Source organism: Leptospira kanakyensis, assembly GCF_004769235.1.
In the GTDB taxonomy this organism is placed as follows: domain Bacteria; phylum Spirochaetota; class Leptospiria; order Leptospirales; family Leptospiraceae; genus Leptospira_A; species Leptospira_A kanakyensis.
In genome coordinates this window covers 146,957-170,689 of record NZ_RQFG01000012.1, presented here as the reverse complement: position 1 = coordinate 170,689, position 23,733 = coordinate 146,957, and the positions used below count along the sequence as shown (strand labels likewise).

Genomic DNA, 23,733 nt, shown 5'->3' with positions numbered 1-23,733 from the left:
TTACTTTTAAAGTGTACTACAAAACTGATACAATTCGTTTGTTTTCAGTTTTTCATCTTTAGCTGTTAAAAATACTTTTTGGTCTTCAATTTCAAGGTTTAGGATTTGTTTGTATTCCTCAAACTTTTCTGTGGTTCCTGGTTCTTGTTTGCCATGGCCCGTTAGTTTTGCAATCACACCAGCAAATCCAATGATTTGACCGAGAGCCGATTGTTCGGTAACAGGTTTTGCCAAATCTTCAATAGAGGAAATGATGATGTTTGGCATCTTCCAAAGTTTTGCTGCCGCACTTCCCATTTCGTAAGAATCCACTCCAAAGAATTTTTTCTCTAAGGAAATCAAACTGACATCAGAAGTTTGGAATTCGGTAAGCACTTCTACATATTTTGTTCGATCAATGGTATTGAGTACAATTCTACCGAGATCTTGCATCAGTCCGCAGGTGATGGCAAGTTCCGCTTCTTTTTTGAATTTTTTCTCTTCACAAAGAATTTGTGCAAAAATCCCTTTGGCAACAGAATGATCCCAAACTTCATCTCTAAATTTTTTATAATTACCTTGGCTAAATAACGAGTCTGTCATAGACATCGCTACCATACTTCGAACGGTTTTGAATCCCAGTCGAGTGATCACCTGTTTCATGTTAGCTACAGGATTTCCTCTAGAGAAAAATGGTGAGTTCGCAAGTTTTAAAAGTCTTGCTACTAAGACTTGGTCTGATTGGACTTTTTTTTCTAATTCCCCAAAGGAGAGTTCGTTGTCATCATCTAGGGAAAGTACGGAAAGTAAGACCGGCGGTACAATCGTCAGGTCTTTGATTTGGGAGAGGTATTCTTCAACTGTAGCCATAAGATTTAGAACCTAAAGTCAGATTCTAAAACTAGGAACCAAGGGAAACCGAAAAACGGAGAAAATTACCTCGCGACAATCCTTGCGAATTCGATTCCTTTGAAGTAGTGTTGTAGGATTTCCCTGTGGTTGAACTGACTTTTTGCCATGGCAAAACTTCCCCACTGAGACATTCCCACTCCATGTCCTGAGCCAAGTCCCTTCACATAAAAATCTCCAGACTCTTCTTTACGAATTCCAAATCTTGTGGATTTTAATTTGGTTGCTCCCAATTTTTTTCGAAACTCAGTCGCTTTGATTTTTTTGGATCCAGAAGCTCCAATGATTTCAATTTCATTCACTCGAGAAGAGGGGAATCGACTACTGACAATAATATCTTGGATCTCACCTACACCTAAGTCACGTAAGTTGGTATTTATAAAATCTGTTTTCCATTTTTCTTCCCAGGAATATTGGTCTCCATCTTTATCATATTCTGATGGTACTGGTTTTAAATATTCAACAGGACTTCCCCAAACGTTGGCTGGGTCTTCCGTATATCCACCGGCATTGGAATGGAAAAAACTTTGAATGGGTTGTCCTTTGTGAATGAGGATCAGACCTTCTGTTTCAAAAACTGCTTCCGAAGTATTTCGGTGTTCTTTATTCTTTCCCTTATAAACTTGTGTATTGGTAGAAGTATCAACGTCAAACTCTTGTTTTTTGCGATTTAACATTTCTCTGACCACGTAGGTTCTAGCACAAATCGCTTGGGCTTTGAGAGCTTCTTTTGGCCAAGAAGCACTTACCTCAGAAGGAACAACCGATAAAAGATAGGCCTCAACCGGAACTAAATTGATAATATAAATTTTTCCATCAATTGGTTTGAGTAAAATTGTTCCTCTGTAACTCACTCCCTTGTATTCAATCCATTCTGAATTGCTTTGAATGGAAATTGGGGCTTTTAGAACTGTGGGATTTAAAGATAAAAAATCATAAGCTTTTTTAATGGTGAGGTCGTTTGCATCTCGAACAATGATTTCTCCTGTAGACTTAAACACCTCTTCATCAGTCGCATAACCGAGTAACACACGAACTGGTTTTGTTTTGAAACCAGAATCATCTGGTGTCCAATTAGTTACCATCACACTCGCACAACCGATTTGCCCTAAGATGGCCAAACATAAAAATAAAATCGATTTTTGAATCTTCATAGTACCCTCCTTTCTAATTTCGGAGAAAATTCAAAATTGGTGAAGGGATTTATGTGCGCTTTCTTTGAAAGAAAAGTACGGATTCCGTATGGGGCGTGTGAGGGTAGGGATCGATTAGGATTCCATCTACAAAATCATAATTTGGCAGGAAAGTAGATACATCTTCTTTTTGGGAGTAAGGGTTACAGGAGACATAGAATACATATTCTGGACCAAAATCACGAATCCATTGAGTGACTAATTTCCCAGCACCGGCCCGGGGAGGATCCAAAATGAGTGTGGCTTCCTCTTTTTGTTTCAGAAGTTCCGTCGACATAAAGAGGTTTGCGATTTGGAATGAATGGGATTTGTTTGGGTATCGATTTTGGAAAGTGGAAGATGCAATGGAGATGGAGGATTCGGTCAGTTCATAACCATCCACATTTTCGAATGAATCACCGTATAACAAAGAAAAGAAACCATTTCCACAAAATAAATCGATAAGATTTTTTCCCGATTTGGGAATTCGTTCCTTGATAAAGGAAAGGATCGGTAAAAATCCTGCTGGGTTTGGTTGGAAAAAAGAATCAAATGGAATCTGAAAGGTTTCTCCCAAAACATTTTCAGTAAATGTGGATTTGCCTCTTAAAATTTCCGGACGCCCAAAAGCAGAAACTTCCGACTTGGGTCTATTGTAACAAAATAATAAGGACTCTTGTTTTAAAGACAGCAAACAGAGGTTACGAAATTTTTCCATAGAAGGATGTGATTCGTATCCATCAGTAAAAGTAAAAATTAAAATTCCATCATCGGTATTTTGAGCTTTTCGAATGGTGAGATATTTGAGCCCACCATCTTCATTTTTTCTGTCCCAGATTACTTCTGGTATTTGTTCTAGTACAGATTGTACATCTTTTAGAGCATCATTTGCCCAATTGGATTGGATGGAACAAGAGGAAATAGGAACCACCTTTCGAAAATTCCCTCTTTGTCTTTGGCCGATGATTGGCCCAGGGAAAACGGAAAAATCCATTCGTGACCTATATTCATAAATTTTAGCCGTTGGAAGGGGTGTGATGGAAATTCCTAAATCTTTTTGGAAGGATTGGAGGATGGGTGAAAATTTTAGTTCTAATTGTTTTGCGTAATCTATATGTTGGCCGGTGCATCCCCCACATTCTCCAAACACATTGCATCGGACAAGTTTCCAATCATGGTTACGGATGGTTTCTTGGATACGCAACGACCTTTGTCTTGGCCTGCGTTTGACATACTCCACATGAAGTTCATCTCCTGGATAAGCAAAAAATACATTCACCTTTTTTCCGTTAGGTGCAGTGACGATTCCTGAAAAATCGGAATCTAAACTTTCCACAATGACTTTATCCAATGTTTTATACTTGCCAGTTCCTTTTGATTTTTATAAGATTTCCGACATGGTTTTTTCGAAAAGACTCTTTTGTTTTGTGTATACAATCCTTCTTCTTGCGGGATTTCTCTCAAGCCTATCGGCACAAGTTCTCCTCACCAACCAGATTTTAGACCTTAGGTCAGAAACTTCCTTTGGCCAGTCAGTCCATAAATGGAGTTTCAAACCCGGTGATTCCCCCCTTGTGACAGAATCAGAAGAAGACGATTTGTATTTAGATGAAGAAAACGGACAAACAAGAGCCTTACGATTCGCCCATGCCCAAACCCAACTAGGAGAATCAGTCCGAAATGGATGGATCTCCGGTTTCCAAGTACAAACCGCTTGGAATAAGGTGAAGGATGGTGACGGAGAATTCTATTTTCCAGACTTTCCTAAATATTTGGAATCTTACAAAGGATATGCTTGGTATAGAACCGAAATTCGAATTACCGAAGAAGACATCCGAACCCGATTCAAATCACGGAACCTATCGGTGCGACTAGGGCAAATCTCCCAAGCAGATGCCGTATATTGGAATGGGAAATTCATCGGTGGGACGGGCCTTCATTTGGACACAGAAGAAAATGCCCAGTTAGAAGATAAATCTCTCTATAGTGATAAAATTCGATTTTACCAAATTCCTATCGACAGTTTAAAAACAGATGAACCCAACATCCTTGCTGTCAGAGTTTATGCAAAGTATCCTTTGAGTCCTGGACTGTCTCATGATAAATTTTATGTATCTTCGGTGAAGTATTCAGAACGAGCAGAATATTGGAATGATTTCAAAAAGATTTTTGTCATCGTACTTACTTTGTTACTTGGAAGTTTTTATTTATATTGGCAGTTTTTGTTTCGAAACGAGGATGATGCTACCGTTTATTTTGCGTTAGGTTCCATTTTTATGGCTCTAAATACTTTGTTTCAAAGCCAAATTATTTATTCTGTTGTTGGTGATGGATTTTGGATCAAAAAAATAGAGTATCTGGCTTGGATTGGCCTCGTCCATTTACTTTTCAATTTTATCGTTCGTTTCGCCCATGTTAGGCAGGGTTGGATCAAAACCACAAACAGATACATTGATTTTGCTGGTTTACTTTCCATTGTTATAGTCCTTGTATCACCTAACTTTCTCTTTCTTTCTAAGTTTTTCTTCTATTGGAGTTTTGTAACAATTTTACTGGGAGGAGCGTTGTTCTATATCATTTTCCTAGGAAGAAAGGTTCCGTCTATGGGAACGGTCTCTCTTGGATTTTTGGCATTTATTGTTCTTATGCTAAATGATATCTTTGTGGAAATGCAATGGGAATGGTATCCAAGTCATACCTACGTAAAAGATTATGCCTTTGCCGCATTTTCCGTTTCGGTCGCCCTTTCGATTGTCAAAAACATGATAGATTCAAGGAGGCTTGTGGAAAAACAAAGAGAAGAAAAAGACAGACTTTCTCGTTATTTTTCGCCTGCTGTTATGGAGACCATCGTTGCCGACAATATAAAGTTAGGTGGTGAAGAAAGGGAAATTGCTACTTTATTTTCCGATATTGTTGGGTTTACTACTTTTGCAGAAAAAAATCCACCTGGAGTTGTTCTTCAAAACCTAAATACAATTTTTGAATCCTTGTCCGATTTGATTTTTCATTATTCGGCTACCTTGGATAAATTCATCGGGGATGCCATTATGGCATTCTGGGGAGCACCCAAACAAACCGAACTAGATGCTTATAAAGCTGTAGCCTGTGCCGTAGATATGCAAAAACGAATGGAAGAAATCAATCGTGACCTTGGTCTTCCGCCGGGAACCTTTCGTTTGCGGATCGGTGTTAATTTTGGGGAAGCAATTGTCGGTAACATTGGTTCTGTCAAACGAATGGACTATACTGTTATCGGTGATGCTGTCAATACAGCGGCTAGGCTCGAAAGTCATGGAATCCCTGGCAAAGTAGCTGTTTCGGAAGCTGCCTTTCTTGCTGCAGGAGGTAGCGAATACATTGAATATGAAGACATCAAAGAACTTTCCTTAAAAGGGAAAGCAGAACCGGTCAAAGTGTACTTTGTCACAAAGGTAAAACCAAGACCAGGGATTTGATTACTTAATTAATTCAAATGCCAATGAATCTTTTATACGCCAAGTATAACTGTTAAGTTGGCAGTTGTCATATTCTCAGCAACTGTTTCACATTCTTCCATACTACCTTGAAAACACACTGCTTTACCGTTGCTATGTGCTTCCATAGCAATTTTTTTGGCTTCTTTTTTTGTTTTAAAACAAAGTTTCATCAAACAATCTTCTACGTAAGAAAACTCATGGATGGAATCATTGAACAAAATCACAAAATAAAAGTAAATTGAATCAAACTTAGATTTTGTTTCTTCAAATGTAGTAGGTAAGTTTTCTTCAGTCATGGAAAAGTGAGTCGGAGGTTCCGCTCAGTTCACCAATATACTCCAAATACGATTTCATTTTAAACTTCTTTTTTGTTGAATCGGAAGACATAAACCTTACATTCCCAAACACATTTCGTTCAGGAAACCAAGGTCTGTCAAACAATCCAAAACACCATAAAATCCCCGTATAAGAATTGGGATTTCTTCCATCGTAGGCATATTTATTGTTTAGATGTTCCAAAATTTGGAAGGCTTCTTCGTAGGATTTTGTCCACTCGATTACTTTTTTTCCCCATAACATTCGCATATAGTTATGCATTCTACCGGTTTTCATTAGTTCAATTTGGGCAGCGTTCCAAAGTTCATCATGAGTTTTCGCAGATTCAAACTGTTCTAAATTATAAATATACTCTCTTGTATCCGATTTATGTTTTTTAAAATTGGTTTTCACCCAATCGGGAAGATTTTCTAAATTGATATTCTTTGGTTTGGATTTCCAAAAAAATAAATATCCGATGTCTCTCCATGTGATTAGTTCATCTAAGAAGTGATTGGTGGAAGTGGACTCTGAATAAAAATTTTCACGATCGCCTGGTTTCTGGTGGCTCATCCTTTCTGGATTCCATTTTGTTTTAGATTCTAAAGCAGCTTGGAAAATGTCTTCGATTCCAATATGTCCAAAATGAAGGTAAGGAGAAAGTCCGCTTGTAGCTGTTATATCTGGAGGATTTGGATTTGAGCGGCCAGTTTCATATTCTTGTATTTTTTTTGTGATAAAGGATTTTAAAATTTTTAAAGCTTCGTTACGGCCACCTTTCACTCCTTTGGCGGGAGGAACTAAATCTTTAAATTCAAAAGTTTTTAAAAAAGAATCTAGATTGTTAGGTAACCCGAATCCTTTTGGTGGCCTCGAATTTTGATTTAAGTCCCGTAAATCTTCCTTTGTCCATTTTGGTTTGGCCATTTCAGGTATCCCTTTTAGGAACTCTTTATGAATCCAAATTCGTAGAATCCTTGCGGCACTGGCTTCTTTGGCAAACCGAGAGAGTGGGAGTAGAGAATTACTATCCACTGCATAAAGGGGGCAACCCACCTTACTTGCAAGTTTCGCAGTTTGTTCTGGGATGATAAAACAAGGAAAATCATCTGTGACTATGGCGACGGCATTTTTGGAGATTTCTTTTAGAATCCCTCGTGCCGGATTTGATTTTGATTCGACAAACGACCAATAATTGATACCTAGTTCGTCTGCTCTTGTTTGGTTGTCATACATCCCTTCGATGATGAACCTGTGAATCCTTTCTGAATTCCAAGGGTAGTCAGAACGAAGTCCCTCGTAAACGATCAGTTCTTTTTTATGTTTTTTTGCTAAATTTACTGCATAAGCAAAAGCATGATTCGAATCAAACCGGCGATAGGCTTGCATCCAATAGAGGACATAGTGTCCGCTAGTATTTAAGGGTTTTTCATTGCAGGGCCGAATTCTTTCTTCAGTCACTTCTATTAGAGGGGATTTCTTGGCATTCCGATTGGGTTTTTTTAAAGAGGTTCCCAAGTTCCGGGGCTGGGTCTTGCTTAAAAAACGAACTATATGGTCTCATCATAAGCAGAATGTTCTCGGTTTATGGGCATAGGTTCTGAGCATTCAATTCCATTTCATAATAAATTTATACAAAATGGAGGGTTTCTAGGCATTATCTAGTTTTTTTTCCTTTCTTTGGCATAGGAATTCAGTCCGGGTACCAATCTTGCACTGTTTCTAAACAAATAACATGGAAAGGAAACATGGTAATATGAAACAGTATTTCAAATCAATCGCCTTCCTGCTCCTGGTTGTTCCGATGTTCCTTTTTGCAGATGAAGCTGCAACCGTCGCGAACCCAGCAGAGGAAACCGCAAAAGCAATCCAAACTTTAACAGTAGGTTTAGACACCTTGTGGGTGTTAGTCGCTGGTATGTTGGTATTCTTTATGAATGCCGGTTTTGCTCTCGTTGAATCGGGTTTTGCTCAATCAAAGAACACCGTGAACATTCTCGCTAAAAACTTTATCGTTTTTGCTGCCGCAACTTTCTCCTACTGGGCGATCGGTTGGGGTTTGATGTTTGGTGATGGATCTCCTTATTTAGCAAGTGAAGGCCTTTTTTTCTTAGGTGGAGCTGATAACTCACCCGCAATTGGTGATGCATACCAAGGTGTTTATTCATCTATGAATTGGACAGGTATTCCTCTATTTGCGAAATTTTTCTTTCAATTGGTTTTTGCAGCAACAGCAGCAACCATCGTATCTGGAGCTGTGGCAGAACGAATTAAATTTCATTCCTTCCTTATCTTCTCCTTTATTCTTGTCGCATTTTTATATCCATTTACTGGTCACTGGGTATGGGGTGGTGGATGGATTTCCGCACTTGGTTTCCATGACTTTGCCGGATCTACCGTAGTACACTCTGTAGGTGGTTGGGCCGCTCTTGCTGGTGCCATCGTTCTTGGAGCTAGAAAAGGAAAGTATTTACCTGATGGTAGAATCAAACCAATTCTTGGTCATAACATGACATCTGCAGCTCTTGGAACTCTTATCCTTTGGCTCGGTTGGTTTGGATTTAACCCAGGTTCTACTATGGGTGTTGGTGACGGAAGTGTAATGGCACATGTGATTGTGACTACTAACATTTCAGCTGCTCTTGGTGCACTTGCATCTACAGTCACTGCTTGGGTCATTTTGAAAAAACCTGATCTTGGTATGATCCTTAACGGAACACTTGCTGGTCTTGTTGGTATCACTGCACCTTGTGCGATTGTGAGCCCAACGTCTGCTGCCATCATTGGTGCTGTGTCAGGAACTCTCGTTGTATTATCAGTTCTTTTCTTTGACAAAATCAAAATTGATGACCCGGTGGGTGCAACTTCTGTTCACTTAGTTTGTGGTATTTGGGGAACATTAGCAGTAGCAATCTTCGGATATGAAGGTGCCCCTGCTGGAGTAGAAGTTCCTTCCATTCTAACTCAACTTATTGGAATCCTTGCTATCGGTGGTTTCACATTCGTAGTTTCTTTCATCCTATGGTATGTCTTGAAATTGGCTGGTGGAATCCGAGTTGGTGAAGAAGAAGAACTTAGTGGTTTGGATCTTGGGGAACACGGAGCAGAAGCTTACCCTGATTTCAATATCCGAGCTCGTGGTTAAGGGAATAGGAGTATAACATTATGAAAATGATCATTGCAATCATCCAACCACATAAGTTGGAAGAAGTTAAAGCTGAATTAACTAAAAACGAAATCTACCGTCTAACAGTATCTGACGTTCAAGGTTACGGACAACAAAAAGGTAAAACAGAGGTATTTCGTGGTCACGAATACACTGTAAATTTACTTAGAAAAGTTCGATTGGAAATTGCTGTAAACGATGAATTCGTAAAACCAACTGTTGATGCTATTTTGAAAGCAGCAAAAAGTGGAGACGGAAAGATCGGTGACGGAAAAATTTTCATCACTCCTCTTGAAGAAGTGATTCGAATCAGAACTGGCGAGAAAGGAAAAAGCGCCATTTAAAACTTCCTTTATCAAAGGAAAAATCGGAAAACGTGTGGGGGATTTTTTCCCTACACGTTTTTTACGTTTATCGCAATATTAATGTTAAATGGTTTTCTCCCTCTTTTAGGTATAATTCCAAATCTGTAAATTTAAGTTTTACGCCACCTCTACGGTAACGGTTCTCTTTTCTTTGAAAAGGAATGTGGATGCCATTCAGTAACACGGATTCTAGACTTGCATTTGTTGATTCTACATGATATAGGATTCGAAAATCTTTTTCCTTAAAATGGACATTCCATTCTAAACCATCCAATCCTTTGGGAAGGATCGGATCTAGTTCCATCTCATCCAGAAAAAAACGAATTCCAAACAAACATTCGTAAACTAGTTTGAGATAAATTCCTGGGCCACTGGAATACACTCGCCATCCTCCTTCTAAAGGAATGTTTCCTAGTAGTAATTCTTTATAATTTTTTCCTGCATCGTAACGATCAAAAAATAAACCATCGGAACTTGAATAATAACAGTTTGTTTGTCTTGGATGACTTGAGGGAACTTTCTTTTGAATTCCGATGGGATTGACTAAGTTTAAGTTGTATAAGAATTCTTCCGACTTACCCATATAAGCTAATGCTTCACAGTAACGTAAGTGGGCATGGGTGTACATAAGCCCAATTTCTCTCCCAAAATAACTGGCAGTTTCTGCTCGTTTGAACTCTATACTACTTCCATCCCTATAAGGAATTGGGACATCGAAGAGACGGATTCCATCTGGCCCTGTTAATGAATTTTTTATGATGGATAGATGGGCCTCCGCTTCTTTAGAATCTAAAACCTCTGATAAAATTCCATAAACCATAGGAAGGACACTGAAGTGAATTCCTGTTTTGGTATCCTTGGGGTGTAAGTAAAATTTTAAAGAATTCTTTTCTCCGAAATAACGTAGTCCTGTTAGTATACCATCAGCCATACAATCATCTTTGATGTTTTGTTTGATGATTTCCGATTCTTTTTGATAGAGTTTTTCTTTTTCTATATCACCAGTTAAATGATAAATTTGAATCAATGCATCATAGGTGAGTGATTGTAATTCAGCAGTCCAAGTGCTCACGGCTTGCGTTCGAAATTCATCTTTGACTGGTTGTAAGGAATCATTCCAATCACCATGTCCGTAAATTGGAAGTTTTGTTCCTTCAATCAAACGTTTGTTTATGAGTGAAATGGTTTTTGTAATGGCTTCTTTTATAGTTCTTGGTTCCTTTCGGTGAATTCCTGTTGTTGTTTCCTCTAGAAATTTTAGATCCTTGGTTCGTTCTAAGTAGGTAGATAAAGCAAGGATCGGCCAATAAAGAATGTCTCCATGGGAATCACCGGCCCGAATCTCTTTATCTCGGGGATACAACATAAACCATTGCGGCCAGTCCCCATCTTCATTTTGTTCCTCGAAGACCTTAAAAAGTAGGGAACGGCAAGATCCGATTTCACCCATAGCAAGTAGATACTCAAAAGCACCTTGGCAGACATCTCTTGTTCCCCATCCACCTCCTGAATATTGTTCTAGTCCTCTTGGATTCAAATAATGAATGCGTGCATTTTGTACGAACCAAGGTAGGATTTCTATAATTTGGCTAATGGATTGTGATGCAGAATTTTCATTTTTTATCTTATATTGATTTTTGATGTGAGATTTAATTGATGTTTGTTTTTGCTTGGTTTCTTTTTTTGAAGGAGAAGGTAACAAATTCCCTTGGATGGAAAATTGGAGATTTGACTTTACTGGCACCACAGCGGTGAGATAAGACTGTCCTCTCGAAATTCCATCAGCAAATAAAATCCGATCATCGGAGATTTTCCATACTGTAAGATCTTTGGTATCAATATGGAACCCTTTTCCTTCTAATCTTTGGAACAAAGGTGATTTTGGGTTTGGTTGGATTTCTATTTTTGTTTCAGTTTGGAGGACAACTGGTGGAATTTCCAAGGCACCGTTATCACCATCTAGAGCAATATGAAAGGATAAAAGAAAGTTTTTCACCTGTTTGCTGTTTGTGGAGAGTTGAAACTGGATTTCATGGTTTTGATTTGTTTCCACTTGGATTTTTAATGTTTCATTCTCCCATTGGTAAATCCATTCTACAAGGTTCGGCTCCATTCGCATTAAGGAAGGACTATCTAAAAGTTTAAAAACAGAATCTTCTTCTATAAAAATACGCAGTCCATAAGAGTGGAATTGGTTCAGGTAACTATGGTTACGTGAAATATATTGGTTGATACTCGTATGGCCTTCAGTGAGTTGTGATACAAAAATACCATTGAAGTAACAAGTAGCCGTGAGGGAAGATTCGTCAGGAATCTCGGGAAAACCAGTCCTTAAAATCTGTCCATGAGGACGGAGACAGAGAGACTCTTTTTCTTTTAACACCACATGGGTGGACTCATCTGTAAAGAAGGAAAGGATGTCCCCGGAGTCTGACAACTCGACTTCTCTCCATTCCTTTGGGAAAAAAAATTTTAATTTGTCTATTGTTAGAGTATCGCCGTCCTTCCTACTACCATTTGAAAAGAGGCTCGGTTGGCCAATAGATATGTTTGTGCCAAAATTGGGAGTTTCCTTCCAGCCAGTAGAAATTTTTTGCATGAGGTTCTGAACCTCAGGAAAAGAACTTAGGGTTTCCAAATTAGGAAATAGATACCCATAAAAACATGATTCTAATATTTCGTTCGGCCCTAAGGTTTTCTTTTTTGTTTCAAGGCCCAAAATAGAATGTTCACCTTGTCTTCGTTTTGTGAGAAGGTTTTGGTGAATTCCTTTCGGATACAAATCTAATCCATCAGTCGCATAAGATTGGATGAAATCTGAGCTAAATAAAAAAGTAGCGGGATGTTTTCCTGATACCGATTCGTTTTGCCTGGAAAGAATTCCATAACCAAATTCTTTTGTGAGAATTGGTTCATGGTGGATGTAATGGCAAACAAAAAATTCATTCAGCCTTGATGCGCCGTAATCACAAATCCCAATATCTTGTACATATACCAAATCATAATCTAATGGTTCTTTGGTTTTATTTGTAATTTGTACTTTATATCGCCAGGCTAACAAAAGGGGATGAAGTTCTAGATATAAAGTGTAATCCATTCCATCGTGACTTCCTCTAGAAAGATAAGTGGAGTCGTTAATTTGAAAATGGGAGTTTGAGTTGGGTCCAAATAGCGGATATAAGGTTAGTGAACTTTTTGAATGGATTCTTAGATAGAGATTGTTAATACTTGGTTCCATCTCGTTTCCAAGATATAAATTGACAAGTAATTCATTCAAACGAATGGAATGTACATTCCCATTCGATAAAAATTGAAATTTGAGTCCAGATTCGTTTTTGATTTGTTGAATCATTCTTTGTTTGCCTTATCAGCGGAACTTAAGTCCCATTTTCCAAAATGTGAAATATTTAAATGGTGATCATACTCCAAAACCGTTTCTTCGTCTTTAGCAATGACAATGGTTGCCACATTCAATTTGTGAAAGAGTTTTAGAATTTTAGAGATTTCAAATTTACCAAGACTGGATCCTGGTCGATCCAAAACCAAAAATTTGGGTTTTAAAAATAAAACGCGGATGACTGCTATTTTGTATTTTTCAGCTAACGATAGTTCTTCGTTCCACTCTTTTAAGGTTCGTAAACCCCCATACCTACGAACTAAAGTTTCGAGCCCCATTTTCTGCAATTCAGTTAGGATTTCTGAGTCTGATACTTCTAAATTTAAATATGCTGGCACAATCACATTTCGGAGTCTTCCCGGAGGTAAGTAAGCTTGTTCAGGGAGAAAAAGAATCTCTTCTAAGTTAGGTTTTTTGATATTGCCTTCGGAATGATTACTAATTCCTGCAATGGATCTAAATAAACTTAGTTTTGTAGTTTCATCCGGAGATGTAAAAAGCCAACGTTCCTTTCTTTGGATTTTTATATTTAAATTATCTACCAAAAGTTTGGATCTGTCATTTGAATATAAGGTAAAATTTTCAAAAATAATTTCATCAGATTGATTGCCTGATTCTCTTTTTTCTTTTGCAAGGGTTTCCGTTTGTAACATCGCCGTTTCCAGGGAGTGTAAACGTTTGACCACAGCAGAGAAGGCCGAGATGGATTGGAATTGTGTGACAATCAAAGAAAAGGCATTGAGGAGCGTTGTAAAAGCCAGGGCCGCTTGTGTAATCACACCAAATTCAATTTCTCCTCTCATGTAACTCGGAGCAATGATGAGCATGGGAATGATTTGTATAAAATAATTGTAGTTATTCGTAAAAAAACTAAGTCGTAAGTTTACCGAAATGAGTTTGCGAAAATTATTTACCAATTTTCTAAGTCTGGACTTTAATCTCACGGACATTCTAGCTTCTCTATGAGTCACAGCTATGGACTCTGCGTGTTGGCGGATATGCAAAAGATCTGCTCTGTAACTAGCTTCCATATCCAATTGATCGTAGTTGAGACGGATCAGAGATTTTCCAAGGAAGATGGTAGAAACGGTTCCTGAAAGCGCATAAGCCACTGCGACTAAAAATAGAATGGGGTTTATGCTCCAAAGAACTCCTGAAAAGGAAATCGCAGAAAATATACCACCAATAAAGAGTAAGGTGAAAGAAATCGTTGTGGTCGTAAAAGCTTTGGCATCATCCGTGATTCTTTGGTCAGGATTTTCGATCCCAGGTTTTCCGATGATTTGGTGGAAGGTTCTTTCCGTTAAATAATTTTCAGTTAATTTCCATGTGAGTTGTTCACGCCACAAGATCCCAAGTCTTTCTTCAGCATACCGATTGATGGATCCAATTCCGGAGGAGATGATAAATACAATTGCATAGAGGATAACATTTGTGTAGAAGGCTGTGACATTTTTTTGTTCAATCGAAGAAATAAAATCACGGCCAACATAACTATTAATCACGTTAAATACATTGAATGCAATCACAAGGAACACCAGAGTGATTGCATAACGTATAGCTGCGGGGCCTTGTTTTGACTGAACTAACTGTCGTATGGTATTTGTTAAACGTACCCAGTTTTGAGATGATTTTCTTTTTTTGTCTAAAGGCATGTTTTGATTTTTATCAAAACAGAGTTTCAAATCAAATGCAAGGAGGTTTTTAAGATTCGATTGTTTCTATAGTTAGATCCATTGTCATTTGATTCCAGATCGATTCTAATTCAGCATTCCACTCGGAAGGAAGATTTTCTCGTATAGAAGATATTAGGATAGGAACTAGTTTTGGGAATTCTTTCTTAGAAATACCAAAGGATTCATAGATTTTTGCCAGTTTAGACACTTCTTTTTTTAAGGAAACAGGGTTTCCTAACTTTTCTATGATGGATTCGATGACATTTAAAAATTCATTTGAGTTCGTTAAACTTTGATTTTCCTCTAAATTTTTATCTAAGTTCTCTTCTACAAAACTTTTTAATTTATCTACATAATCCTCTATCCAACGGGGATTGTTTTCTAATACATGATCAAAAGATTTTTGAATGCGTAAGACGGGATCTGAAACTTTAAAACCAAGAACCGAATACGCTGTCATTTTTTCAGATTTCCCTCGAAGCCTTGTGATGACTTTTTTGTTCACAGAAAGGGACTTACCAATGATTTTATAAATCTCATCCGAGACCAAAAAACTTGTATTTGTTTTTTTATTCAATGCTTCCAAGCGACTTGCTACATTCACAGTATCACCAAGCACTGTTTGGCTTTTGTATTCGGAATGTCCAATGTCTCCGTAGATCACATTTCCTGCATGTAAACCAATGCGAATGTCAAAAGTAAAGTTAAACCTATCTTTCATTTCCAAATTAAATTTCTTCAATTGATCAAACATACGAAGGCAAGCTCGGATTGCTGCATGAACCGTTTCTTGTTTTGCTTTTTTTAAACTTTCTTCATTTTTTGTAACTTCGTCTTTATTTCTTAATTGGAAAAAAGCCAAAATTCCATCCCCAATAAACTTATCAATTTCCCCACCATTATTTAAGACGGGTTCACTCATCTCTTGAAAGAATCGGTTGAGAACAAAAACCACATCGTAAGGAAGGCTTGCTTCCGTAAATGCCGTAAACCCTTTGATATCCAGAAAAAGAATCACCGCATAACATTCCTCACCTGTTTTAGAAGATTTGGATTCACTGGTTACTGTTTTTAAATCTTTATTATCTTTTATGATCCGTCGCAGAGAAATATCTCCAAACACCTCCGTTTGGCAAGCGAGACGGATCTCAGTTGGCCAACCTTTTCTGTCGGCAAGAGTTTGTTCTCTATCGTTACGTGTGCTGAGATATTGAAGTCCATCGGTCACAAAAACACGGCAAGTGGTACATTTGGCATTTCCACCACAAAGATGGTAGAGTGGATAGTCATGTTTTAGGGCGGTTTCCAGGATGGTGGCTCCTGGTTTGTTTGTTTCTAAAGGAAAATTCTCTTTGTCTTCGAAGGTAACAATGGACATAGATCACCAATACTTTGTAGGTAATTGAAGGATCTCATGCCAAAAGGGAAGGGCAAGCCCGAAAACGGATCCATTTTAGAAAAAATATTGGTATTTCGCATATTTCCCCATAAAAACTAATTGCATTAGTTAAATAAACTAATAGTATTAGTTTTATGAAAATAACCTACCACAAAATTTTTATGATTTTCCTCCTTTTATTTCCTTATCTTCTTTGGGGAGAGGACTTAAACGTAGAAAACACAATTCAAACTTCCTATTTTCAGAGAGAAGAAGGTCGTATTGCGTATTTAGAAACCGGGAAGGGGAAACGGAATTTGATTTTACTTCCAGGAATTGGAGATCGCAAAGAAAGTTATTCAGAACTTGTTTTCCTTCTCGAAAAAGATAATACGGTTTTCAGTTTTGATTTACGTGGGATGGGAGAATCCGATGCCAGTTTTTCTTCTTATGGCCCGAAAGAAACGGCAGAAGATATTTTGGCTTTCATCCAAAAGAAAAATTTACAAAATGTGTACATCATAGCCAATTCGATGACTGCTGCTTCAGCGGTTTACATTCGTTCGAAAGAAAAATCTAGAGTTTTAGGTTTAGTTCTTTCTGGTCCTTTTGTTCGTGATAAAGAACCAATGTCATTTGGAATGAAAACTTTAATCCACCTTGTTTTCCGAGGTCCTTGGGGTGCTGGTGCTTGGGTTTCCTTCTATGAATCTTTATTTCCCGTCCATCCTCCTAAAGATTTAAAAGAAAAATCTGAAAAATTAAAAATCAATTTAAAAGAGGATGGTCGAATGGCAGCTGTTAGGGCCATGTTATTGGCACCAAAAACAGAATGTGAAGCGGCATTACCACTTGTGTCAGGGAATGTCATTGTGGTTATGGGTTCTAAAGATCCCGACTTTGATTCCCCAGAAGAAGAAGCCGGATGGATCGCAAAAACCTTAGACGGATCAGCCAAAATTTATGAAGATGCAGGTCACTATCCTTTTGTCGAAGATCCTGCTCGGTTTTCTTCTGACGTAAAACTTTTATGGCAAAAAAACTAAAACACAAACCGGGCCGACCAAAAAAAGGCCAAACACAAATCACAAGAGAACTGGTTTTGGATGCAGCCTGGGATTTGATTATGGAAGTGGGATTCTCTGAATTTCGGCTGGCGGGCCTTGCCGAAAATTTAGGAATTCGTACACCTTCGCTCTACAACCACATCCAAGATCTAGAGGATGTGCGTAGGGAAATGAAAAGGAGATCCTTGGCGATCTTAGGTGATAAAATTTCACTGAAGTTAAAACATACGAATCAGGGCTCTGAACGAATCATTGAATTTTTAAATACTTACAGAAGTTTTGCGAAGTCCCACCGTCATGTTTATCCCTTGACCATTGAATCCACCGAGTTCGATCCAGAATTAAAACCTTTCGGCGACCGAATTTTGACTATCTGTATGGAAGTGTTTCGATTCCAGACTTTGGATGAAGTCGCAGTTCATCGGATTCGGATTTTACGTTCGCTCCTGCATGGATTTATTGTTTTGGAAGAGACGGGTGGGTTTGGTCGCAAAGAGTCGGTGGAGGAAAGTTTTAAGAAAATATCAGAATCATTGGAATCTGGCAGACTCTGGTAAAACTTTACTTTTCGGGAGAATGTGTCTCCGAAAACCTGGGTATAGAATTATGGCAGCAATTACAATCACACTACCAGATGGAAGTTCCAAGGAACTAGAATCCGGTAAATCCTTTTCTGATTTCATCCAAGCCCAACTGCCTTTCTTGAAAGAGAAAGCTCTTGCCGTTGTTTTGTCCGATGGTCGCACCGTTGACCTTTCTTATATTCCTACGACGAACACCACGGTAAAGTTTCTCACCTTCGATGACACAGAAGGAAAAGAAGTTTTCCACCATTCTTCTGCCCACTTACTCGGCATGGCTGTCCAAAGGCTTTGGCCAGAGGCTCGCCTAACAGTAGGCCCAGTCATCGAAAATGGTCCTGGTTTTTTCTTTTATGATATTGATTTTGGCACTATCATTCTAACGCCAGAAGACCTCCCTAAAATTGAAGCGGAGATGGCAAAGATAGTTAAGGAAGACCTTGTTGTCAAACGTTGGGAACTTTCCAAAGAAGAAGCCATTGAAAAGTTTAAAAAAGAAAACGAACCTTATAAAGTAGAACTCATCCAAGGATTTGATTCCGCATCGGTTTCGTTATATGGACAAGGGGAGTGGTATGACCTTTGTCGTGGGCCTCACGTGGCAAGAACCGGCCAACTCAAAGCCTTCAAACTCACAGCCATATCTGGTGCGTATTGGAAGGGTGATTCTAAAAACAAACAACTCACTCGTATTTATGGTGTGTCATTTCCCACCAAAAAACAGTTAGATGAATATATCTTTCTCATCGAAGAAGCTAAAAAAAGAGATCATAGAAAACTTGGGAAGGAGCTTGATCTTTTTAGTTTCCAAGACGAAGCTCCTGGGTTTCCTTTTTGGCATCCGAAAGGAACAGTTCTTTGGAACACTCTTGCTTCCTACATTCGGGAAGAATGTTTTCGTCGTGGGTACCAGGAAATCAAAACTCCTGCGATCTTAAATTCCTCTCTTTGGAAAAAGTCAGGTCACTGGGACAACTTTAAAGAAAACATGTACTTCACTGACATTGATGAAAGTGAATTTGCAGTGAAACCCATGAACTGTCCGGGCTGTTGTTTGATTTACAAATACCATATGCACTCTTACCGGGAACTCCCTCTCCGATTTATGGAATTGGGAAATGTGCATAGGCATGAAATGTCGGGCGTTCTCCACGGACTATTTCGTGTGCGTGCGTTTACACAAGATGATGCCCATATCTATGCACCACTCGAAAAAGTAGAATCCGAAGTCGAAGACATCATCGATTTTACATTTGATGTGTACAAAAAATTTGGATTTACCGAATTCAAAACCTTCATTGCGACAAGGCCTGAGAAATCTCAAGGAAGTGATGAAGATTGGAATCTCGCCACACAAGCATTACACGATGCCCTAAAGAAAAAGGGAATCGAATACGGAATCAAAGAAGGGGACGGAGCATTTTACGGACCAAAAATTGAGTTCAATATCAAGGACTCACTCGGAAGGTTATGGCAATGCGGAACCGTTCAAATTGACTTCTCTATGCCGAATCGATTCGAACTTGACTTCACTGCGTCTGATGGAAAAAAACACGCACCGGTGATGATCCACAGAGCGATCTACGGATCCCTCGAAAGGTTCATTGGAATTCTCATCGAACACTTCGAAGGGAAATTCCCACTCTGGCTCAATCCAACACAAATTCGTGTCTTAACTGTGTCAGAAGTTCACAGTGATTATGCGAAGGAAGTATACCAAGATTTGGTGATGCAAGGTTTCCGAGTTGAGATCGACATTCGTAATGAAAAGATCGGAAGTAAAATTAGGGATTCCATCCTAAAACGAAGCAGTTACACTTTGATTTTAGGAGATAAAGAAAAAGAAGCAGGATCTATTTCCTTCCGCCGTATGGGAGAAGAGAAAACAGAAACGGTTTCTCGCGATGGATTCCTCTCACTTCTGAAAGGTGATCTTTAAATAAAGAAATTTCTTGACTGACATTTGGGGGGATCTTACAATCCCTCCAGTGCCTCTAAACCTTCTCACCACCAAACAAACCAGTCCGGTTGCATACTATTTGGATCTTCCCATCCATCCACCGTATGATGCCCGTGATGCGTTTGATGCCATTCCCATGCAGCTTTTGCCCTTTGCAGATGGGCTGACTGTGGGTTGGAAGGTAAGTCCTATGCAGTTTGTAGATGGGCTTGGTCGTGATCTTAAATTTGATTGCCCAAGCATTGTCATCACTGGGGGAGAAAACCTGGGTGATTGTCCTGTCGCTTTGTATGTGGCTGCTAGTTTTTATGATACCAAAGATAGACTTCTCGCAAGCCAAACTTGCGAACACATTGTCCAACCTTGGGAGAGTTACGATGTCCCGGGGCTTTGGAGCCGTTTTCCTTTTCCCATTACCGAAATTGCTAGGGCTTCTGTCAGTATCACCTCTTACGGTTGGGAAGACCGTAGGCCCAAAGAAGCCGTGGTTCTCTCTCATACCAAACTAAAAAATGAAACCAGGTATGAATGGAAACGGGAAGGGGGAGTGGTCGGATCCTATAGTTTCCAGAAATGGAATCCAGGAAAAGGGGATCTACTTTTTGCGAGCGATACCTTAACAAAAGAAAACCGAGTCCGAATCCGGTTGGAACGTAGGGAAAGTGAAGGTTTGACCTATCTTGCCCTCGTCCAGTCCCAATCTCCCAGAAACCAGACCAAAACCTTCGACCATTTGATCCAATATGCCCTTTATACAAAAGAGGGTAGGCTTTGTCACGGTGGGTCTTGTATGGGAATGGGAAATCACGGGGATTTGGTCTCCCTTGTTCCTATTTTGCCTGAGATTTTAGAATCAGAATCCTTGTATTTAGAACTAGTTGCTTGGGAAGGGCCCTCCGGATCCCTATAACTCACTTCCTTCCAAAATTAAGAAAGAAATGTACTTGCTCGCCTGGATTTTCGTCCGAAATTGGAAATTGAAAGAAATTTCGGAGACTGAATGCAGAAACGGCCCAACCCTAGAGGGAACCCAAACCAAGATAAATTCGCCCACATCAGAATTAACGAACAAATTACCAATGTAGCATCGATCCGTCTCGTCTCTGACGAAGGGTCTGACATCGTTACTCTGGACGAAGCTCTGAGAAGAGCTAAGGAAGCTAACCTTGATTTGGTGGAAGTCTCGGGAGACCAGGATGTTCACGTCTGTAAGCTGATCGATTTTGGAAAATACAAATTCGAACTTCTTAAAAAAACGAAAGAAGCGAAAAAGAAACAACACGTTGTCACGGTGAAAGAAATTAAAATCCGCCCGCGGATTGATAACCATGACTTCGAGATTAAGAAGCGTCATGCTTTAGAATTCTTGCAAAAGGGTGATAAAGTAAAAGTGACTCTTCGATTCCGAGGCAGAGAGATGGTTCACTCTGAAATTGGAATGAATATTGTTAACCGGTTTGTCGAGGACCTAAAAGAGCATGCCTCTCCCGAAAAAATGCCGGTACACGACGGAAAGACGATAGTGGTCGTGATGAACCCAATTAGTGAGAAAGCTAAAGGATAAAAACAACTATGTATAAACTAAAAACAAACAGGGCAGCAGCCAAACGTTTTAAGTTTACCAAGTCTGGTAAAATTAAACGCGGTTGTGCGTTCCGACGACATATCTTAGAGAAAAAATCTCCTAAGATGAAACACCAAAGCCGTGGAATGCACCTCATCCACGAAACCGACTATAACCGTGTAGAAAAACTTCTACCTTACGGAGGTTAAACGATGCCACGCGCAGTCAACGGAACCATCCATAAGAATCGTAGAAAAAAAGTTCTCGCTAAAGCAAAAGGTTTTAGAGGCGGACGTTCTAAACTTTTCAGAACTGCAAAATCTGCAGTGATGAAAGCTGGTCAATGGGCATACCGTGACCGTAGAAAGAAAAAGTCCGAATTCCGTAAACTTTGGATTACGAGAATCAATGCCGCAGTAAGAGAAAATGGAATGTCTTATTCAAAATTCATCCATGCACTCAAAACACACGGAATCAACTTAGATCGTAAAACTTTGGCTGACCTTGCTTACAACCACAAAGAAGTATTCAACGCCATCGTAGAAAAAACGAAAGTCGCTAAGTAAATTAGTGCTTGATTGGAATAGAATGGCTCGGCTATTCTATTCCATCGGATTGTTATCATGTTAAAAATCGAAACCATTGAAGAGCTAGAAAGTAAAGTTGTTAAGGCTTTGGAACTCATCCAAGACCTAAGAACAGAAAACGCACGCCTGGAGACTGAAAACGAAACCCTCCGCGCGGAAAATGACCAGATGAAGCTCGCAATGGAGGAGAAAGAGCGCGAACTGACAACACTTCGCACCCAACTCCAAGATGCAAATGAAGAGTTAAACAAACTCCGAGAAAGGGAAGGACTTTTGGAATCCAAAGTCCACCAACTCCTCGGTCGATTGGATGGCCTTCCTACCACAGGAAGTTCTACTCCCAAAACGCAAAGCCCCGATTCGGCTCCTGTAGAACCAGTGGCGGCCGCGGGTGCAGCAGCTGCTTTGAGCCCAAGTTTAGCGGCAGAAGAAGACGACGAAATCATTTTACTTGATGAAGATGAATCTGAGTTCCAAACAGAAGAAGTTTTGGAAAAACCACCGGCAGCTGCATCGTTTGAAAAAGAAGAAGTCGCTGTAGAATCAGAAGAAGAAGTTCCTACTGTAGAAATCGACGAAGATGATGATATCATCATTGACGATGACGACGAAGCGATCAGTGTCTTTGATGCGGATGACGACGATGATTTTTTAATTATCGAAGACGATCCTAAATAATTTTTATGGCAGAATCTGCCCCACAACCTCAAAAAATAACCAAACAAATCTTTGGTGAAACCTATACCATTGTTGGTGAAGCTTCCTCAGGGTATATCTCTGAGGTGGCGGATTACGTGGAATCACGTCTCTTAGAATTGTCAAAGGCACTTCCCTCTGCTTCCAAAACAAAACTTGCCGTACTTTGTGCACTCAATTTGGCGGATGAACTCTTTCAAATGAAAGAAGTTTCAGCTAAAACGAGCGAAATTCCAGAACTAGAAGAAAGAACCAAAAAGATCATCTCTCTATTGGAAGAAGGGATCATCGGGGATCATTTTTGAATCCAATTTCCAAAAAAGATGCTAGAGAGATTCTAAAAAAGAATCTTCTGAGTTTGCCAGAAAGGGAAGACCATGAAGCCGCTATTTTAAAGAGGTTGTTTCCCCTTTTACAAGGTAAATCCAAAATCATTACTTATTCTCCAGACCTATCCTTAGAGGTGGATGTGCTTCCCATCATTGAATCTTCACCACTTCCTAGGCCAACGGGATTTATTGAAGCTAGGCATTCTGCCAAATGGTACTTCCCTCGGATGGAGGATGGAAAAGTTCTAAAATTCATTCGTCCTTTTTCCTTTGAAAAGAATGCGATCGGCCTTTTTCAACCCGTAGGTGATGAGGAGATCTCCGTAGAAGATGCGGATTTGATTCTTGTTCCCGCTCTCGGATTCAATGAAAGGGGATACCGACTTGGCCGAGGTGGCGGGTATTATGATCGCATTTTAAATGTAGAATCTCTTCAAAAGAAAGCCATCGGACTCAGTTTTTCCAAACTTTTTCCCGTCCCATTCCTAGAAGAAAGTCACGATCTAAAAATAGGAAAAATGATTACGGAAACCCAGATTCATTCGTTTTTAGATTGAATCCATGTAGGATTCTGACACGATTCACGGTAGCATATGGACCAAGAAACATTACTCACATCCCTGGCGGAAAAAACCAAAATGGAACAAGAGTCCGATCTGGGAGACTTGGAACAGTTCCTTACTTTTACCATTGATAAAGAATTCTTTGGAATTCGATTGTTGTTGGTTCATGAAATTTTAAAACCAGTTCTCATCACAAGAATTCCAAACGTAGATGATTACATTTTAGGTGTGATCAACCTTCGTGGAGAAATCATACCTATCTTAGATTTGAAAAAAAGATTCCATGAAACGGATTCTGAAATTTTCCCAATCTCCCGAATCATCGTCATTATGTTAGAGGAGAAACGGATTGGTGTCCTTGTTGATGAAGTCAAACAAGTTGTAAAAATCCAAAAAGATTTTATTAGTTATACAACCGATGATTTGTCGCTAAACTACAGTAAGATGGTTGAGTCGGTCTCGAGATACGAAGACCATTTGATTTTAAATTTGGATTTGGAACAAATTGTTGATTTTGTTTCAACCGTAAAGTAAAGAGAAAGGGATACGA

Annotated in this window: 22 protein-coding genes; 14 read left to right on the top strand and 8 right to left on the bottom strand. The window is 39.2% G+C overall.

Features of this window, described 5'->3' with window-relative positions; genetic code table 11:
* Nucleotides 1-6 precede the first annotated feature (6 nt).
* From EHQ16_RS10355 to EHQ16_RS10345, 3 genes are all read right to left on the bottom strand, one after another.
* Nucleotides 7-849: an HDOD domain-containing protein gene (locus EHQ16_RS10355; protein ID WP_135635853.1), complete on the bottom strand. Its 843-nt coding sequence runs from the start codon at nt 847-849 to the stop codon at nt 7-9.
* A gap of 65 nt (nt 850-914) precedes the next feature.
* Nucleotides 915-2,042, bottom strand: a complete 1,128-nt coding sequence (locus tag EHQ16_RS10350; RefSeq protein WP_135635855.1) for a SpoIID/LytB domain-containing protein — start codon at nt 2,040-2,042, stop codon at nt 915-917.
* Between the two features lie 49 nt (nt 2,043-2,091).
* The gene (locus tag EHQ16_RS10345; protein ID WP_135635857.1) at nt 2,092-3,411 is read right to left on the bottom strand and encodes a class I SAM-dependent RNA methyltransferase; all 1,320 of its coding nucleotides are present in this window, start codon (nt 3,409-3,411) and stop codon (nt 2,092-2,094) included.
* A gap of 46 nt (nt 3,412-3,457) precedes the next feature.
* Between EHQ16_RS10345 and EHQ16_RS10340 the strand changes: the two genes are divergently transcribed.
* Complete coding sequence (locus EHQ16_RS10340) at nt 3,458-5,518, top strand: adenylate/guanylate cyclase domain-containing protein (protein WP_135636143.1); 2,061 nt, start codon at nt 3,458-3,460, stop codon at nt 5,516-5,518.
* Nucleotides 5,519-5,550: 32 nt separating this feature from the next.
* On the opposite strand, the gene EHQ16_RS10335 is transcribed toward EHQ16_RS10340, so the two are convergent.
* Together EHQ16_RS10335 and EHQ16_RS10330 are read right to left on the bottom strand one after the other, a co-directional pair.
* A complete protein-coding gene (locus EHQ16_RS10335; protein ID WP_135635859.1) occupies nt 5,551-5,835 on the bottom strand; it encodes an ATP-dependent Clp protease adaptor ClpS in 285 nt (94 codons plus the stop codon).
* On the bottom strand, nt 5,828-7,315 hold the full coding sequence (locus EHQ16_RS10330) for a deoxyribodipyrimidine photolyase (protein ID WP_208742280.1): 1,488 nt from the start codon (nt 7,313-7,315) through the stop codon (nt 5,828-5,830). The genes EHQ16_RS10335 and EHQ16_RS10330 overlap by 8 nt, the downstream gene beginning before the upstream one ends.
* Before the next feature lie 295 nt (nt 7,316-7,610).
* Between EHQ16_RS10330 and EHQ16_RS10325 the strand changes: the two genes are divergently transcribed.
* Nucleotides 7,611-8,999, top strand: a complete 1,389-nt coding sequence (locus tag EHQ16_RS10325; RefSeq protein WP_135635861.1) for an ammonium transporter — start codon at nt 7,611-7,613, stop codon at nt 8,997-8,999.
* A gap of 20 nt (nt 9,000-9,019) precedes the next feature.
* Nucleotides 9,020-9,364 (top strand): P-II family nitrogen regulator, encoded by a 345-nt coding sequence (locus tag EHQ16_RS10320; protein ID WP_015678663.1) that lies wholly within the window; start codon nt 9,020-9,022, stop codon nt 9,362-9,364.
* Between the two features lie 67 nt (nt 9,365-9,431).
* Here EHQ16_RS10320 and EHQ16_RS10315 read toward each other — a convergent pair whose 3' ends face one another.
* The 3 genes from EHQ16_RS10315 to EHQ16_RS10305 are packed head-to-tail and all read right to left on the bottom strand — an operon-like array spanning nt 9,432 to nt 15,836.
* On the bottom strand, nt 9,432-12,737 hold the full coding sequence (locus tag EHQ16_RS10315; protein ID WP_208742279.1) for a GH36-type glycosyl hydrolase domain-containing protein: 3,306 nt from the start codon (nt 12,735-12,737) through the stop codon (nt 9,432-9,434).
* Nucleotides 12,734-14,437: an ABC transporter ATP-binding protein/permease gene (locus tag EHQ16_RS10310; protein WP_135635863.1), complete on the bottom strand. Its 1,704-nt coding sequence runs from the start codon at nt 14,435-14,437 to the stop codon at nt 12,734-12,736. Before EHQ16_RS10310 ends, EHQ16_RS10315 begins: the two co-directional genes overlap by 4 nt.
* A 49-nt stretch (nt 14,438-14,486) precedes the next feature.
* Nucleotides 14,487-15,836, bottom strand: a complete 1,350-nt coding sequence (locus EHQ16_RS10305; protein WP_135635865.1) for an adenylate/guanylate cyclase domain-containing protein — start codon at nt 15,834-15,836, stop codon at nt 14,487-14,489.
* A 155-nt stretch (nt 15,837-15,991) separates the two neighbouring features.
* Here EHQ16_RS10305 and EHQ16_RS10300 point away from each other — a divergent pair, with 155 nt between their 5' ends.
* From EHQ16_RS10300 to EHQ16_RS10250, 11 genes are all read left to right on the top strand, one after another.
* Nucleotides 15,992-16,882, top strand: coding sequence for an alpha/beta fold hydrolase (locus EHQ16_RS10300; protein ID WP_135635867.1), 891 nt, complete (start codon nt 15,992-15,994; stop codon nt 16,880-16,882).
* Complete coding sequence (locus EHQ16_RS10295; protein WP_135635869.1) at nt 16,867-17,460, top strand: TetR/AcrR family transcriptional regulator; 594 nt, start codon at nt 16,867-16,869, stop codon at nt 17,458-17,460. Before EHQ16_RS10300 ends, EHQ16_RS10295 begins: the two co-directional genes overlap by 16 nt.
* 49 nt (nt 17,461-17,509) lie before the next feature.
* Complete coding sequence (thrS, locus tag EHQ16_RS10290; RefSeq protein WP_135635871.1) at nt 17,510-19,423, top strand: threonine--tRNA ligase; 1,914 nt, start codon at nt 17,510-17,512, stop codon at nt 19,421-19,423.
* A 13-nt stretch (nt 19,424-19,436) separates the two neighbouring features.
* Nucleotides 19,437-20,354, top strand: a complete 918-nt coding sequence (locus EHQ16_RS10285) for a hypothetical protein (protein WP_244242031.1) — start codon at nt 19,437-19,439, stop codon at nt 20,352-20,354.
* Nucleotides 20,355-20,444: 90 nt separating this feature from the next.
* Nucleotides 20,445-21,008: a translation initiation factor IF-3 gene (gene infC / locus EHQ16_RS10280; protein ID WP_135619366.1), complete on the top strand. Its 564-nt coding sequence runs from the start codon at nt 20,445-20,447 to the stop codon at nt 21,006-21,008.
* Nucleotides 21,009-21,016: 8 nt separating this feature from the next.
* The gene (rpmI, locus tag EHQ16_RS10275) at nt 21,017-21,217 is read left to right on the top strand and encodes a 50S ribosomal protein L35 (protein ID WP_002988170.1); all 201 of its coding nucleotides are present in this window, start codon (nt 21,017-21,019) and stop codon (nt 21,215-21,217) included.
* Between the two features lie 3 nt (nt 21,218-21,220).
* Nucleotides 21,221-21,574, top strand: a complete 354-nt coding sequence (gene rplT, locus EHQ16_RS10270; protein ID WP_002975326.1) for a 50S ribosomal protein L20 — start codon at nt 21,221-21,223, stop codon at nt 21,572-21,574.
* A 57-nt stretch (nt 21,575-21,631) separates the two neighbouring features.
* On the top strand, nt 21,632-22,273 hold the full coding sequence (locus EHQ16_RS10265; RefSeq protein WP_135635873.1) for a hypothetical protein: 642 nt from the start codon (nt 21,632-21,634) through the stop codon (nt 22,271-22,273).
* A 5-nt stretch (nt 22,274-22,278) separates the two neighbouring features.
* Nucleotides 22,279-22,596 carry a cell division protein ZapA gene (locus EHQ16_RS10260; protein ID WP_135599830.1) on the top strand — a complete coding sequence of 106 codons (318 nt, stop codon included), beginning with the start codon at nt 22,279-22,281 and terminating at the stop codon, nt 22,594-22,596.
* On the top strand, nt 22,593-23,177 hold the full coding sequence (locus EHQ16_RS10255; RefSeq protein ID WP_135635875.1) for a 5-formyltetrahydrofolate cyclo-ligase: 585 nt from the start codon (nt 22,593-22,595) through the stop codon (nt 23,175-23,177). The genes EHQ16_RS10260 and EHQ16_RS10255 overlap by 4 nt, the downstream gene beginning before the upstream one ends.
* Before the next feature lie 36 nt (nt 23,178-23,213).
* Entirely contained in the window at nt 23,214-23,717 is a 504-nt protein-coding gene (locus EHQ16_RS10250) for a chemotaxis protein CheW (RefSeq protein ID WP_135635878.1), read from the top strand.
* Nucleotides 23,718-23,733 lie beyond the last annotated feature (16 nt).

Coding starts and splice junctions, on each gene's coding strand:
- rpmI (WP_002988170.1), top strand. CDS start 21,017: ATGTATAAACTAAAAACAAACAGGGCAGCAGCCAAACGTTTTAAGTTT.
- EHQ16_RS10320 (WP_015678663.1), top strand. CDS start 9,020: ATGAAAATGATCATTGCAATCATCCAACCACATAAGTTGGAAGAAGTT.
- EHQ16_RS10265 (WP_135635873.1), top strand. CDS start 21,632: ATGTTAAAAATCGAAACCATTGAAGAGCTAGAAAGTAAAGTTGTTAAG.
- rplT (WP_002975326.1), top strand. CDS start 21,221: ATGCCACGCGCAGTCAACGGAACCATCCATAAGAATCGTAGAAAAAAA.
- EHQ16_RS10310 (WP_135635863.1), bottom strand. CDS start 14,437: ATGCCTTTAGACAAAAAAAGAAAATCATCTCAAAACTGGGTACGTTTA.
- EHQ16_RS10260 (WP_135599830.1), top strand. CDS start 22,279: ATGGCAGAATCTGCCCCACAACCTCAAAAAATAACCAAACAAATCTTT.
- EHQ16_RS10300 (WP_135635867.1), top strand. CDS start 15,992: ATGAAAATAACCTACCACAAAATTTTTATGATTTTCCTCCTTTTATTT.
- EHQ16_RS10340 (WP_135636143.1), top strand. CDS start 3,458: ATGGTTTTTTCGAAAAGACTCTTTTGTTTTGTGTATACAATCCTTCTT.
- EHQ16_RS10250 (WP_135635878.1), top strand. CDS start 23,214: ATGGACCAAGAAACATTACTCACATCCCTGGCGGAAAAAACCAAAATG.
- EHQ16_RS10355 (WP_135635853.1), bottom strand. CDS start 849: ATGGCTACAGTTGAAGAATACCTCTCCCAAATCAAAGACCTGACGATT.
- thrS (WP_135635871.1), top strand. CDS start 17,510: ATGGCAGCAATTACAATCACACTACCAGATGGAAGTTCCAAGGAACTA.
- infC (WP_135619366.1), top strand. CDS start 20,445: ATGCAGAAACGGCCCAACCCTAGAGGGAACCCAAACCAAGATAAATTC.
- EHQ16_RS10295 (WP_135635869.1), top strand. CDS start 16,867: ATGGCAAAAAAACTAAAACACAAACCGGGCCGACCAAAAAAAGGCCAA.
- EHQ16_RS10305 (WP_135635865.1), bottom strand. CDS start 15,836: ATGTCCATTGTTACCTTCGAAGACAAAGAGAATTTTCCTTTAGAAACA.
- EHQ16_RS10315 (WP_208742279.1), bottom strand. CDS start 12,737: ATGATTCAACAAATCAAAAACGAATCTGGACTCAAATTTCAATTTTTA.
- EHQ16_RS10325 (WP_135635861.1), top strand. CDS start 7,611: ATGAAACAGTATTTCAAATCAATCGCCTTCCTGCTCCTGGTTGTTCCG.
- EHQ16_RS10350 (WP_135635855.1), bottom strand. CDS start 2,042: ATGAAGATTCAAAAATCGATTTTATTTTTATGTTTGGCCATCTTAGGG.
- EHQ16_RS10335 (WP_135635859.1), bottom strand. CDS start 5,835: ATGACTGAAGAAAACTTACCTACTACATTTGAAGAAACAAAATCTAAG.